Origin of the sequence: Streptomyces sp. B1866 (assembly GCF_031932565.1) — a bacterium.
Classification (GTDB): domain Bacteria; phylum Actinomycetota; class Actinomycetes; order Streptomycetales; family Streptomycetaceae; genus Streptomyces.
The window spans coordinates 1-14,435 of sequence record NZ_JAVSCF010000023.1 but is presented as its reverse complement, the minus strand read 5'-3'; the positions used below and the strand labels follow the sequence as shown (position 1 = coordinate 14,435).

Here is a 14,435-nt window from a genome sequence, read left to right as displayed (position 1 = left end):
TTCCTGTCGTGCCGTGTCCCAGGCATGACCCGGTCGCCTCTTTCCGTCTCGTGGTGTGGTGGCTGCGCAGGCCGGCGGAAGTCCGGGCCGGTCACCGGACGGGCCGGCGGTCGAGCTGGGGCAGGTGGCCCAGCTTGTCCGGGTGCCAGGGCCCGGCGGGCACCGACTCCCACGCCCGGAACTCCCGGCCCAGCTCCTGGCACAGGTACTGGGCCACGAAGCGGCCCGTGGACGCGGCCCGGATCAGTCCGCCGCCGCCCGCCCACTGGCCGGCCAGCCAGAAGCCGTCCAGCCCGTCCAGCCGGCAGCGGTCCTTGTTGACCACCTTGCCGATCACGTCGTCGGCGTCGGTGAACGCCATCCACGCGAGGATGCTGCCGTTGTGGTTGCCGGTGTAGCGCTTGTTCGTCACCGGCGAGGCCACGTCCACCACCTCGACGCGCCCGCCGAGGCCCGGATAGCGCTTCTCCAGGTAGCCGCGCACGAAGTCCGCGACCTCCTGCTTGCGGGCCCGGTAGGCCCGGCGGTCGGTGCTGCGCAGCCCGTGCCAGTAGTCGAAGTCGCTGAAGTACGTGCAGTGCAGCACCGACTTGCCCGGCGGGGCGAAGCCGTCGGAGTAGCGGGAGCGGATCTGCACCGCCAGGCTGTCCTGCGCCGCGTGCAGCACCGCGCCGTCCTCGCGGGACAGCAGGTACGTCGTGCTGTGCCGGTCGTCGGGCACCTCGCCGTCCACGCCGAGGAACACCGACACCACGCCCGGGTAGATCACCCCGGGCCGGTGCAGCAGGTCGGTGTACAGCCGGTGGACGCGGGGGCTGGTGTACCGGCCCTCCAGCAGGCCGTACAGCGTGGTGTACCCGTCGCAGGCGGCCACCACGTGGTCGGCGTAGTACCGCCGCCCGTCGCGCAGCTGCACGCCGACGGCCCGGTCGCCCTCCACCAGGATCCGCTCCACCCGCGCCCGGTAGGTGATCCGCCCGCCGAGACCGGTGTACCGCTCCTCGACGGACCGGGCCAGGCCCAGCGACCCGCCCTGCGGGAAGCCGCAGTTGCGGTTGTGCGCGCCCGCCATGTTGAACAGGTACGGCAGCAGCGGGAAGACCTCGTGGTCCTGGAAGAAGATGTTCGGGAACGCCCGGCGCAGCAGCGGGTCCTGGAACCTCCCCGAGAAGGCGTTCATCTGCGTGGCGGCGGTGCGCCAGAACAGGCGGAACGCGGGCAGCACCGTGCGCAGCATCCGCAGCTTCTCGCCGGTGGTGCGCAAGGCCGCCGGCTTCAGGAACGGGTACAGGCTGATGCCGGCGAACCGGCGCAGGTCGCGGCAGAAGGACCGGATCAGCCGCGCGTCGGCGGGGGAGACCTCCAGCAGGTGCCGCTCCAGCCGGTCGGCGTCGTTGTAGAACGTCACCGACCTGCCGTCCTCGCCGACGACCGTGTTGAACACCTCGAAGTCGGTGATCGTCTTGCCGTCGAGCGCGCCCAGCTCCCGCCAGATCTGGTTCGCCTCGTTGCCCGCGCCGGTGCCCACCAGCCACTCGATGCAGTAGTCGAACAGGTAGCCCTCGCGCGACCACGCGGTGCAGCAGCCGCCGGGCAGCACGTGCTTCTCGAAGACGCGGGTGTCCATCCCGTTCATCTGCGCGTACGCCCCGGTGGACAGGCCGCCGACGCCCGCGCCGATGATGATCACCCGCGGCCGGCCGCCGGCCGGCCGGTGCCGCTCGCTCCAGTCGTCTTTGCCACCCGTCTCACGCGGCACGTGCCTCACCGCCCGTCAGGATGCCGCGGGTCAGCGCCGCGTTGCCGGCGATGTGCTCCTCGTCCAGCATGTCGGCGTGCCGGCCGTGGCCGCGCAGCACCGCGCTGTGCGTGGCCGACGCGCCGTGCCAGGTGCCCTCCTGGCCCGCCGCGTACAACGCCTCCTTGTGCTCGTCGGAGATCACGCTCACCGCGGCGCGGACCGTGCCCAGGTTGGGGTGGCGGCCGCAGAAGCCGATGTACTCCCGGGCCTGCGCCAGGGTCTCCTCGGCGACCGCCTCGGTGCCGGTGTGCTTGCGCAGGTGCTCGCCCAGCTCCCGCTCGAACTCCGCCAGGTGCTCGGGCGCCGGCTCGAAGGACTCGGGGATGCGGTACGAGTCCATGATGACCACGTCCGGCACGTGCCGCCCGCGGCCCTCCAGCTCCTTGGCCACCTCGAAGGCGAGGTTGCCGCCGAGGGAGTAGCCGAACAGCGCGCACGGCCCCTCGGGCTGCACGGACTCCACCAGGTCGGCGTACCGGCGCACCAGGTCGTCGCCGGGCACGTAGTTGAAGGCGACGAACTGGTACTCCGGCAGCTGCGCCGCGAACTGCCGGTAGACCAGGCCGTGGCCGCCCGCGGGCGGGAAGCAGAACAGCACCGGCCGGCCGCGGCCGGTGTTGAACCGCAGGTACGGCTGGGCCCCGGCGAGCTGCCCGGTGACGATGCGCTCCACCGTACGGGCCATGCCGTGCAGGGTGGTCACCCGGAACAGGTGGCTGACCGGGACGCTCACGGCGAACTCGGTCTGGAGGTGGTGGATCAGCTCGATCAGCTTGATCGAGCTGCCGCCCGACTCGAAGAAGTCGTGCCGCAGGCCCACCCGCTCCAGGCCCAGCAGCGACGACCACAGGGCGGCCATGCGCACCTCGTACAGCGTCACCGGCGGCTCGTAGGACCCGGCGTCCTCCGCCTCCGCGCGCGGCTCGGGCAGCGCGGCCACGTCGACCTTGCCGTTCGCCGTCAGCGGCAGCTCCGGCAGCTCGGTGAAGTGCGCGGGGATCATGAAGGTGGGCAGGTAGCCGGCCAGGTGGCGGCGCAGCTCCCGCCAGTCCAGGCGCGCCGCGGGCGCGGGCACGCAGTACGCGCACAGCTCCGCCTCGCCGCGCGCGTCCGGGCGCACGGTGACCACCGCCTGCGCCAGGCCCGGCCACAGCGCCAGGTGCGACTCGACCTCGCCGGGCTCCACCCGGTGGCCGCGCACCTTCACCTGCGCGTCGGCGCGTCCCAGCAGGTGCACGCGGCCGCGGCTGTCCCAGCGGGCCAGGTCGCCGGTGCGGTAGGCGCGCTCCGGCGCGGCGTCCGCCTCGCGGCCGAGCCGCAGCGGCGCGAAGCGCCGCGCGGTCTGCTCCGGGTCCCCGGCGTAGCCGGCCGCCACCCCGGAGCCGCCGATCCACAGCTCGCCCGGCACGCCCGGCGGCACCGGCTCGCCGTGCTCGTCCAGGATGTACAGCCGGCTGCCCGGGAACGGCCGCCCGACGGGCACCATGCGGCTGGGCTCCAGGCCGTCGGCCGGCCCCTCGAAGTAGGCGCTGTCGATCGTCGCCTCGGTGAGCCCGTAGGAGTTGACCACCCGCGTGTCCGGCCCGCACAGGCCGCGCAGCCGCTCGTACTCCTCCACCTTCCAGGCGTCGGAGCCGACGACCAGCAGCCGCAGGAAGTCCAGCCGGACCTCCTCCCGCTCGCAGTAGCGCATCAGGCCGCGCACCACCGCGGGCACGAACTCCCCGCAGTCCACCCGCTCCTCGCGCATCACCCGGTACAGCCGCGCCGTGTCGAACAGCAGGTCGCGGCCGGCCAGCACCAGCGTGCCGCCCGAGGCCAGCGCCCGCACCAGGTCGCCGGTGAACACGTCGAACGACGGGCTCGCCATCTGGAGGTGCACGCGCACGTCCCGCCGGAGGCCGTACGCGTCCCGCCAGCCGGCGTAGGCCGCGGCCAGGTTGGCGTGGCCGACCACGACCGCCTTGGGCCGGCCGGTGGAGCCGGAGGTGTGGATGACGTACGCGGGCGCGTCCCCGCCCACCGCGACCGGGACGGCCGCCTGCTCACCCGGGCCGTCGGGCGCGAGCAGGCCGTCCACCGCCAGCACGCCCGCGGCGCCGCCGGGCAGTGCGGCCAGCCTCTCCCGGCCGGCCGGGTCCGCGACCACCAGCGCCGCGCCCGCGCCGCGCACCATGTGGGCCAGCCGGTCGGCCGGGTAGCCGGGGTCGAGCGGCAGGTAGGCGCCGCCGGCCTTCAGCACCCCGAGAACCGCGGCCACCAGCTCGGGCGACTTCTCCAGGCACAGCGCCACCACGGACCCCTCGGCCACGCCCCGGTCGCGCAGCCGGCGCGCCACCCGGTCCGAGCAGCCGTCCAGCTCGGCGTACGTCATCCGGCGCGGCCCGCCCGGGCCGGCCGGGTCGGCGACCGCCACCGCGTCCGGGTGTTCGGCCGCGGCCCGGCCGAACAGGACGTGCACCGGCTCGGCCGCCCCGGCCCGCTCGCCCGCGCCGCTTCCCTCGTCCGCGCCGCTCCACTCACCCAGGATGCGCGCCCGCTCCCGCTCGCCCAGCATGTCCAGCCGGGCGACCGGCCGCGTCGCGGGCGCGCGGGTCAGCGCGTCGAGCAGGTTGACGTAGTGGCCGGCCAGCCGCCGCATCGTCTCGGGCAGGAACAGGTCGGTGTTGTACTTGAAGACGCAGTGGAAGCGGTGCTCCGCCTCGTCCTCGTACGCCGACAGGGTCAGGTCGAACTGGCCCTCCTCCTCGGGCAGCTCGATGTACTCCAGCCGGTAGCCGTACTTCTCGGTGGCCACCTTGTGGGTGAGCAGGATGAACATGGCCTGGAACACCGCCGACCGGCTCGGGTCGTGCTTCAGGCCCAGCTTCTCCACCAGCAGCACGAACGGGTACTCCTGGTGGTCCAGGCCGCCGAGCACGGCGTGCCGGACCCGCTCCAGCAGCTCCCCGGCCGTGGGCGCGCCGGCCAGGCTGACGTGCAGCGGCAGCGGGTTGACGAAGTACCCGTAGACGCCGCCGAACTCCTCCCGGGTGCGGCCGGTCACCGGGCTGCCGACGATGACGTCGTCCTGGCCGGAGTAGCGGTGCAGCAGGACGTAGTAGGCGCTCAGCAGCACCATGAACACGGTCACGTTGTGCTCGCGGGCCAGCGCGTGCACCCGGGCGCTCAGCTCCTCGTCCAGGACGAAGAACTCCGACGCGCCGTTGTGCGTCTGCACCACCGGGCGCGGCTTGTCGGTGGGCAGGGCCAGCACCGGCACCCGCTCGGGCAGGTGGGAGCGCCAGTACTCCAGCATCCGGCGCGCGTCCCGGCCGGCCAGGAAGCGGCGCTGCCAGTTGAGGAAGTCCAGGTAGCGGGCGGACACCGGGGGCAGCTCGACGGTACGGCCCGCGCGCAGGCCCTCGTAGACCGCCAGCAGCTCCTCGATGAAGGTGAACGTGGAGATCGCGTCGGAGATGATGTGGTGGACGGCCTTCATGATCAGCCAGCGGTCCGGGGCCCGCTTGAACAGCCGGAAGCGCACCAGCGGGTCGCGCTCCAGGTCGTACGGTTTGCGGTACTCGCGGATGATCGTCTGGTAGATCTCGTCCCACGGGGTGCCCTGCACGTCGAACAGGGCCAGGTCCTCCTTGGGCTCGGGGGAGATCACCTGGACCGCCTGCCCCTGGTCGAGCAGGAAGTTCGCCCGCAGGCTCGGGTGCCGCGCCAGCAGCACCCGCACCGCGTCGAACATCAGGTCCGGCTCCAGCGCGACCCGCACCTCCACGGCGCCGCCGATGTTGTACGCGAAGCCGTCCGGGTTGAGCTGCTTGAGGAACCACAGCGCCTTCTGGTTCTGCGTCAGCGGATAGCGCGCCTCGTCCGTGTGCACCTCCACGGCCGCGCCCTGCGCGCTGTCCCCGGCGCCGTCCGCCACCAGGTCCGCCAGGCCGTCGTGCAACTGCCCGACCAGGTCGGCGAACGGGCTGCCGCTCAGCAGCGCCACCACCGGCAGCGCCACGCCCAGGTCGGCGTGCACGCGGGTGCGCAGCTCCATGGCCAGCAGCGAGTCCAGGCCCAGCGCGCCCAGGCTGACGGCCGGGTCGACCTGCTCGGCCCGCACCCGCAGCACGCCCGCGACCAGCGCGGTGAACCGCTCGGCCGCCAGCAGGCGGCGCTTCTCCTCGCCCGCCTCGCGGAAGGCGTCCAGGAAGCCGCTGCTCTCGCCGGACGACGTGTCCTGCGCGGCGGCGGCCAGCTCGGCCACCAGCGGCGGCGGCACCGGGTACCAGGACAGGAACACCGGCCAGTCCACGATCGTGGCCACCAGCAGGTGCGCGCGGTCCTGGCCGATGACCCGCTCGAAGACGGCCATGCCCGCCTCCGGGGACAGCGAGCTCATGCCCCGGCTCTCCCGGTAGTGGCGCACCAGGCCCAGCTCCTCGATCATGCCCGTCGCCCACGGGCCCCAGGACACGCTCAGGCCCGGCAGGCCGCGGGCGCGGCGGTGGTGGGCCAGCGCGTCGAGGAACGCGTTGCCCGCCGCGTAGTTGGTCTGCCCGGCGGTCGTCAGCAGCGAGGCGACCGAGGCGAACAGCACGAAGTGGTCCAGCGGCTCGTCGGCCAGGTGCCGGTGCAGCAGGTAGGCGCCGACGGCCTTCGGGTCGTACACCGCGTCGAAGACCGGCCGGTCCATCTCCGGCACCAGCGTGTCGCGGACCTGCCCGGCCAGGTGGAACACGCCGCGCACCGGCGGCGAGTCGCGCCGCCGGTACTCCGCCAGCCAGCCGGTGAGCGCCGCCTCGTCGGTGACGTCCAGCGGGGCGAGCACGGCGTGGGCGCCCAGCTCCTCCAGCTCCTTGACGAAGCGGACGCGCTGCCCGGCCGGGCTGTCCGGGTCCAGCTCGTGCCACCGGTCGCGCTCGGGCAGCCGGCCGCGGCCCACCAGGATCAGCCGGCGCGCGCCGCGCCGCACCAGGGTGCGGCACAGCAGCCGGCCGAGCGCGCCGAACGCGCCGGTGACCAGGTAGCTGCCGTCCGGGCGCAGCCGCAGCGGCAGCGGGCGGGTCAGGTCGCCGGCCGGTCGCAGCCGGCTGGTGCGGCGGGCCCGCCCGCGCAGCGCGATCTCGTCCTCGTCCGCCGCCGCGGCCTCGCGCAGCAGCGCCTCGGCCTCCACGCGCCGCGCGGCCCGGCCGGTGCCCGCGGCCGGGTCGAGGTCGATCAGCTTGCCGCGGTGGTCGAGGAGTTCCTGGTGCCACAGCACACGGCCCACGCCCCAGGCGGGCGCGCCCAGCGGCTCGACCGCCTCGCCGGGCGCGGCCGCCTGCGCGCCGCGGGTGACCACGTGCAACCTGCCGGGGGCCTGCCGCCCGGCCAGCGCCTGCGCGAGCGCGACCAGCGAGTACGCGCCGGCGGCGGCGTGCGCGCCGAACGCGTCCCGGCCGGTGTCCGCCAGCCGCGGCAGGTCCAGGTTCCACAGGTGGACGACCGTGTCGCAGGACATCCCGGCGTCCGCCAGGCCGGCCAGCAGCCGACGGAAGTCCGCCGCCGAGTCCGGGGCGACCGCCGACGGCTCGCCGCCGCGCCCCAGCCGGTAGGCCGGGCCCGGCCGGACCAGGTGGCACCGGCCGCCGCGCCCGGTCACCAGCTCGGCCAGCTCCTCGGCCACGCCGCCGGCGTCGGCCAGGATCAGCCAGTCGCCCGCGGCGCGGGCGATGGCCAGGCCGCCGGCGACCTCGCCGGCCGCCGCGGGCGGCGGCGCGTCGATCCAGGTGACGTCCGCCAGCCAGCCGTCGATGGTGCTCAGGGCCACCGCGGCGGACGCCTTCTCCACGTCGGCCGCGCGGAACCCGCTGATCCGGCCCAGCGGCGCCCCGTCGTCCGCGTACAGGGCCAGGTCGCCGACGAGGTCGTCGCCGGTGCCGGGCCGCAGCGTCGCGTGCACCCACAGCGGCCGGTCGCCGACCTCGTCCACCCGCACCTCGCCGATCGACAGCGGCAGCCGGATGCCGGTGCCCGGCGCGCCGGGGCCGTCGGCCGCGTCGGCCGCGTCCGGCGCGGTGAGGATCTGCGGCGTCAGCAGCGTCTGGAAGCAGGCGTCGAGCAGCGCCGGGTGCAGGTGGTGGCCGGCGGCGCCGCCGCCCAGCGCGGCGGGCGGGCCGAGCCGGGCCAGCGCCTCGCCGCGGCCGATCCACACCTCCTCGATGCCCTGGAACGCCGGGCCGTAGTGGTAGCCCAGGTCCGCGAGCGCCGCGTAGCACTCGGCGGCCGCCAGGTGCCGCTCGCCGCGCGTGCGGACCGCCTCCGCGTCGAGCACCGCCTGAAGGCGGTTGCGCTGGCCGGTGCGGACCACGCCGGTGGCGTGCACGGTGCGCTCCCCGCCCGGGGCCGGCGCGGTGGCCACCGTGAACGCGGCGCCCTCGGAGGAGAACGACAGCTGCACCGCCCGCGCCTCGCCCTCGGGCAGGAACAGCGCCTTGCGCAGCTCGATGTCCGCCAGCGCCGCCTCGCCGCCCCCGGTCATCGCCCGCACGGCCTGCACGGCCATCTCCACGTAGCCGGCGGCGGGGAACAGCACGCTGCCCTGGATGCGGTGGTCGGCGAGGTAGGGCAGGGCCTCGGTGTCGAGCCGCGCCTCCCAGGCCGGTTCGGCGCTGGCCAGGCGGCGGCCCAGCAGCGGGTGGTCCAGCCGGCCGAGCCGGACCTGCTCCACCGGCGCCGGCTCGGTCCAGTACCGGTCGCGCCGGAACGGGTAGCGCGGCAGCGGCACCTGCGTGCCCGCCGGGTGCAGCACGTCCCACGCGATGTCCGCGCCGAGGCTGTGCAGCGCGGCCAGCGACATCGCGAACCGCTCGGCCTCGTCCTCCTGCCGCCGGATCGAGGGCAGGGTCTGCCCGTCGGCGCCCTTGGCGGCCAGGCACTCGGCGATCGAGTGGGCGAGCACCGGGTGCGGGCCCAGCTCCAGGAACACCCGGTAGCCGTCGTCGGCCAGGCGGTCGACGGCCGCGCGGAAGCGCACCGCGTCGCGGACGTTCTTCCACCAGTAGCCCGCGTCCAGCTCGGTGCCGTGCGCGACGCCCTCCTGGCCGGTCAGGTACAGCGGTACGCGCGCGGCGCGCGGCGCCAGGCCGTCGAGCGACGACAGCAGCTCGTCCTTGACCGGGTCCATCCGGGCGCTGTGGTAGGGCACCCGTACGGACAGGAACCTGGCGAAGACGCCCGCGGCCTTCAGCTCCTCGGCCAGCCGCGCCAGCGCGTCCGCGTCCCCGGCGAGGGTGACCGCGGTCGGGCTGTTGACGGCGGCCACCGACACCTCGTCGCCGTACGGCCGCACCCGCCGGGCCGCCTCCTCCTCGGGCAGGCTGACGGCGAGCATCGTGCCGGTGCCCACCAGCTTCTGCTGGAGGCGGCTGCGGTGCACGATGATCCTGACCGCGTCCTTCAGGGTGTAGACGCCCGCCTCGTAGAACGCGGCCGCCTCGCCGGTGCTGTGCCCCACGATGGCGTCCGGGCGCACGCCGTAGGCGCGCCACAGCGCCGCGAGGCCCACCTGCACGGCGAAGTTGGCCGGCTGCGCGAGCCACGTCTCGGCCATCCGGGACTCGCCCTCGCCGGCGGCCATCTCCTCGGTCAGCGACCAGCCGGCGAGCGCGGCGATCTCCCGGTCGACGGCGTCGACGGCCGCCCGGTAGACCGGCTCGGCCTCGTACAGCTGCCGGCCCATCGCCCACCACTGCGGGCCCATGCCGGTGAACACCCACACCAGCCGCCGCTCCTCCCGCTGCCGCCCGGGCAGGGCGCGCGGGTGGGCCTCGCCCCGCTCGCAGGCGGCCAGCACCTCCGCCAGCGACGCGCGCGAGTCGTAGACCACCGACAGCCGGGACTCCAGGTGCTGGCGGCGGTGCGCCAGGGTGTGGCCCAGGTCGGCGAGGTCCACGGGCGCGCCGTGCTCGCCGGCCAGCTCGGCGCGGACGCCGCGGGCGACCTCGGGCAGGACGTCCGGGTCGCGCGCGGTCAGCGGCAGCACCAGGAAGCGGGGGCGCGGCACCGGCCCGTCCGCCGCGTCCAGTGGTCCGAAGACGGCCGGGGCGGGGCGCGCCGGGGCCTCCTCCAGCAGGACGTGCGCGTTGGTGCCGCCGAAGCCGAACGCGTTCACCCCGGCCCGCGCCGGGCCCTCGTGGTCGGGCCACGGGGTGGGCCGGGTGGGGATCTCGTACGGCAGCGAGGCGAGGTCGATGGCCGGGTTGACGCGCTCCAGGTTGATGTGCGGCGGGATCGTGCGGTGCTTCAGGGACAGCACGGTCTTGATCAGCCCGGCGACGCCCGCGGCCGACTCGGTGTGCCCGATGTTGGTCTTGACCGAGCCGACGTACGCCTTCGCGCCGGGCCTGCGGCCGACCGCCAGGGCGCGGCCGAGCGCGTTCGCCTCGATCGGGTCGCCGACCGGCGTGGACGTGCCGTGCGCCTCGACGTAGCCCAGCGCGCCGGGCTCGATGCCGGCCTCGGCGCAGACCCGCTGGATCAGGGTCACCTGCGCGTCCGGGCTCGGCACGGTGATGCCGCCGGTGCGGCCGTCCTGGTTGACGCCGCTGCCGATGATCACCGCGTGCACCGGGTCGCCGTCGCGCAGCGCGTCGTCCAGGCGCTTGAGGGCGACCATGCCGACGCCCTCCGCGCGCACGTAGCCGTTGGCGCCCGCGTCGAAGGTGCGCGACCGGCCGTCGGGGGACAGGAAGCCGCCCTTGGTCTCGGCGATGGTGTACTGCGGCGCCATGTGCAGCAGGACGCCGCCGGCCAGCGCCACGCCGCTCTCCCGGCGGCGCAGGCTCTCGCACGCCAGGTGCACGGCCACCAGGGAGGAGCTGCACGCGGTGTCGATCGACAGGCTGGGGCCGCGGAAGTCGAAGCAGTAGGAGATGCGGTTCGACACCATGGTCATCATCGTGCCGGTCGCGGTGTGCGCGGCCAGGGTGTCGAAGCTGAGGTCGGAGAACTGGAGAATCTTGTGGTCAAGGGTGAAGGCGCCGACGAACACGCCGACGTCGCAGCCCGCGAGGTCCCCGGGCCGCAGCCCGCCGTCCTCCAGCGCCTCCCACGACACCTCCAGCAGCTTGCGCTGCTGCGGGTCCATGTGCTCGGCCTCGCGCGGGCTGATGCCGAAGAAGGCGGGGTCGAACTCGTCGAAGCCGTCGATGTACCCGCCCCGGCCGCCCACCAGCCGCCCCGGCTTGGTCCGGTCCCGGCTGCCGAGGGTCGCCACGTCGTACCGGTCGGGCGGCGTGTCGGTGATGCAGTCCCGGCCCGCCATCAGGTTCCGCCAGAACGCGCGGTAGTCGGACGCGCCGCCCGGCAGGCGGCACGCCATGCCGACGATCGCTATCTTGTCGCGGAAAACGGCACTGGGTGAGTCCGTCATGGGCGAATCCTCGAAGTCAGGGGCGCTACGGCCAGGTTCAGGGTGGCGGTGCGCGACGCCGCGCCGGTCAGGGGAGCCGTACGCGGGCGTCAGGGAAGGACGTGATCAAGACAGGCCTGGTGGGGCCCAGCGATGCTGTTCGGGGCTCGGGAGGATGCGGGCGCCGGGGCAGACGAGGTCATGCCGCGCGGGATCCCGCGGCGGCACCGCCACCGACGCACTCCGCGGCGCTCGGGGACACGTGCCCTCCCTCGTCTCATCTGGTCGTCACCGAAAGCATGCGTTGCGGTGCTATTAGTAGCGGCCGCGACTTGAAGAACACTCGATTCGCGCTTGGGTCTCGGTGGAGAAAAGGGGGCCGGGCGTGTCGTGCGGGGGATATCCCGAGGTGTCGCGGTACGGCGGCCCGAGAACGCCGACCGGTCCCGCCGGTCCCGCCGTTCCCGTCCGTTCCCGTCAGAGCCAGCCGGAGCCGTCGGCTCGCTCGGAGCGGAACTGCTCGGTCCAGATGACCTTGCCGCCCGGGGTGTAGCGGGTGCCCCAGCGCTGGGTGAGCTGCGCGACGAGGAACAGGCCGCGGCCGCCCTCGTCCGTCGCGCGCGGGTGCCGCAGGTGCGGCGAGGTGTTGCTGGCGTCGGAGACCTCGCAGATCAGGGCGTGGTCGCGGATCAGGCGCAGCCTGATCGGGCCGGTCGCGTGCCGGATCGCGTTGGTGACCAGCTCACTGACGACCAGCTCGGTGGTGAAGGCCAGGCCCGCCAGCCCCCAGGCGTCGAGCTGCCGCTGCGCCGTCTCCCGGGCGCGGGCCACGACCGCGGGGTCGGCGGGCAGGTCCCAGGAGGCCACCTGGTCCTCGCCCAGCCGCCGGGTCCTGGCCATCAGCAGGGCCACGTCGTCGGGCGGCCGCTCGGGCAGCAGGCTGTCCACGGCCGTCCGGCACAGGCCGTCCAGCGGCAGGATCTGCCGCTCCAGCACCCGGCGCAGCCGCTCCCGGCCCGCGCCGGTGTCCCGGTGGCCGGCCAGCAGCCCGTCGGTGTAGAGGGCGAGCACGCTGCCCTCCTCCAGCGTGCGCTCCACGGACTCGAACGGCAGGCCCCCGATGCCCAGCGCCGGCCCGACCGGCAGGTCGGGGAACTCCACCGAGCCGTCCGGCGCCACGATCGCGGGCGCGGGGTGGCCGGCGCCGGCCATGCGGCAGCGCCGGGTGACCGGGTCGTAGACCACGTACAGGCAGGTCGTGCCCAGGGCCCGCGCGCCGCCGCCGGGCCGGGCCCCCTCCTCGCGGCTGACCTGGCCGACCAGGTCGTCCAGGTGGCCCAGCAGCTCCTCGGGCGTCAGGTCCAGGTCGGCGAGGGTCTGCACGGCCGTGCGCAGCCGTCCCATGGTGGCGGCGGCGTCGATGCCGTGCCCCACCACCTCGCCCACCACCAGGGCGACCCGGGCGCCGGACAGCGGCAGCACGTCGAACCAGTCGCCGCCCACGCCCGCCAGCTCGTCGGCGGGCCGGTAGCAGGAGGCCACGTCCACGGCGGTCTGCTCGGGGGTGCCGCGGGGCAGCAGGCTGTGCTGGAGGACCAGGGCGGCGTCCCGCTCGCGCGTGTAGCGCCGGGCGTTGTCGATGCACACGGCCGCGCGCGCCACGAACTCCTCCGCCAGCCGCAGGTCGTCCTCGTCGAAGGACTCCTCGCGCTGCCGCCGGTAGAACGTGGTCACCCCGAGGGTGACGCCCCGCGCCCGGATCGGCACCACGATCGCGGAGTGCAGCCCCAGCTCCGCGAAGCGCGCCGCCCGGCCGCCGGGGATGTCGGTGGCCCACTCCCGGGCCAGCGGGTCGAGCCGGGCCGCGTGCCAGGAGGTGCCGCCGACCAGGCAGTGGATGACCGGCGCCCAGGGGTGGTAGACGGCCGGGCCGCCGACGGCGACCACGGCCTCGGGTACCCCGGCGTTCACCGACTGCTGGCCGCCGCGCAGCAGCCGCACCAGACCGGCGTCGCCCAGCGGCCCGGCCGGCGGCTCCCCGCCGCCGACCACCTGCTCCAGCAGGTCCACGGCGACGAAGTCGGCCAGCTCGGGCACGGCCACGTCGGCCAGGTCCTGGGCCGTCTGGAGGACGTCGAGCGTGCGGCCGATGTACTCGCTGGCCCGGTCCAGCAGGGCCAGCCGCTGCCGGGAGCGGTAGCGGTCGGTGACGTCGACGACCGTGTAGCCGATGCCGAAGGGCCGCCCGCCGGAGTCCTCCAGGCGGATGAACGACGTGGTGAACGCCCGGTCCCGGGTCGGATCGGAGCGCGGCCGGCCCACGTACTCGAAGTCGACCACCGGCCGGCCCGTCTCCAGCGCCCGCCGCATCTGGCCCTCGACCAGGTCGGGCGCGAGCCCCGGCTGGCACTCGGCGAAGCGCTTGCCGTACCGCTCCTCGGACGTGCCGCCGCCGTAGCGCTCCAGCGCGGGGTTGGTCCACACGAACCGCAGGCCGGTGTCCATCACGCCCATGCCGACCGGAGTGTTCACGACCATGCGCTCCAGGACGTCCCGGCTCATCCCCGGCCCGGGCGCGCCCGCCGCGGCGACGGCCAGGACCAGCCAGCGGTCGGGCCCGGCGGCGTCCGCCAGGGCGACCACCCGCACACTCAGCGGCAGCTCGCGGCCGTCCTGGTGCCGGGCACACAGCACGCCCGACCAGCCGCCGTCCGCGCCGCAGCGCCGGGCCACGTCGGGCTTGCGGCCGTCGCCGCCCGCGGCGAGCAGGGCGGTGGCGGGCCGGCCGACGATCCGCTCGGCCGGATAGCCGAGCAGCCGCTCGGCGTCGGCGGACCAGCCCGTGACGCGCCCGCGCGCGTCGAGCAGCAGCGAGGCGGCGTCGGCCACGCCGGACACGGCACGCAGTCCGCGCAGGTCGTTCCCCTCGCGTGTCGCCACGGTCGGCCACCCCACTCCGGCTGGTCCGGCCCGGCGGCCGGCCCGATGCGCTCTGCCGAAAATATCCCTTTCTCGGGATATTTTCCCCATCCCGGGGGTGCTCTACCGTGGTCCGGCGGCACCGGTCGGCCGTACGTGGCCTGCCGGTGCGCGACGTCAGACGGCGGCGGGCTCGCCGCCCCCGCCCGCCGTCCCCGCGCCTCCCCGCGCTCCGGCCTCTGGTCCGCCCTCCGCGTCGCCGCCGTCCGCGGGCCCGGACTCGCCGTCCGAGCCCGCACCCGCGCGGCCCGCGCGCGCCCCGCCGGGTCCGCGGCCGCC

3 protein-coding genes are annotated in these 14,435 nt (G+C 75.2%); all 3 read right to left on the bottom strand.

Features of this window, described 5'->3' with window-relative positions; translation table 11 throughout:
* Window positions 1–91: 91 nt before the first annotated feature.
* A complete protein-coding gene (locus RKE29_RS05870; protein ID WP_312003961.1) occupies window positions 92–1,759 on the bottom strand; it encodes an NAD(P)/FAD-dependent oxidoreductase in 1,668 nt (555 codons plus the stop codon).
* Window positions 1,749–11,198, bottom strand: a complete 9,450-nt coding sequence (locus RKE29_RS05865; protein ID WP_312003960.1) for a non-ribosomal peptide synthetase/type I polyketide synthase — start codon at window positions 11,196–11,198, stop codon at window positions 1,749–1,751. Before RKE29_RS05865 ends, RKE29_RS05870 begins: the two co-directional genes overlap by 11 nt.
* A gap of 456 nt (window positions 11,199–11,654) precedes the next feature.
* Window positions 11,655–14,117 (bottom strand): SpoIIE family protein phosphatase, encoded by a 2,463-nt coding sequence (locus RKE29_RS05860; RefSeq protein WP_312003959.1) that lies wholly within the window; start codon window positions 14,115–14,117, stop codon window positions 11,655–11,657.
* Window positions 14,118–14,435: the final 318 nt, after the last annotated feature.

Bases quoted from the DNA above. Each gene is read 5' to 3' on its own strand.
- RKE29_RS05865 (WP_312003960.1), bottom strand. From the start codon at position 11,198: ATGACGGACTCACCCAGTGCCGTTTTCCGCGACAAGATAGCGATCGTC.